This is a genomic window from Pseudomonas sp. SIMBA_041, assembly GCF_046535095.1.
Classification (GTDB): domain Bacteria; phylum Pseudomonadota; class Gammaproteobacteria; order Pseudomonadales; family Pseudomonadaceae; genus Aquipseudomonas; species Aquipseudomonas mucoides.
This window is the reverse complement of the sequence record NZ_JAWRXJ010000161.1, coordinates 1-296: the sequence shown is the minus strand read 5'-3', so window position 1 is coordinate 296 and position 296 is coordinate 1. Positions and strand designations below refer to the sequence as shown.

1 protein-coding gene is annotated in these 296 nt (G+C 59.5%); it reads left to right on the top strand.

The window, feature by feature from the left end; all coding sequences use genetic code 11:
* Positions 1-296 (top strand): phage tail protein (locus tag SB725_RS30680; protein WP_410923123.1); only part of this gene is annotated, 296 nt, incomplete at both ends.

Below are 296 nucleotides of genomic sequence, written 5' to 3'. Positions count from 1 at the left end.
GCTTGTTCGATGCCGACGGCGATCTGGTGGCGGTGGCCAACTGCGCTCCGAGCTTCAAGCCCCTGCTGGCCCAGGGTACCGGCAAGACCCAGGTCATCCGCATGAACTTCATCGTCGCCAACACTGCGCAGATCGTGTTGAAGATTGATCCGGCGGTGGTGCTGGCGACTCGTCAATATGTGGATGATTCCCTGGTGGCAGCCCTTCCGGCGGATAAGGTTGCCGGCGCTTATCGGCAAGTCACTATCGATAAGCGAGGCATAGTTGTCAGTGGCACCAACCCCACAACGCTATCC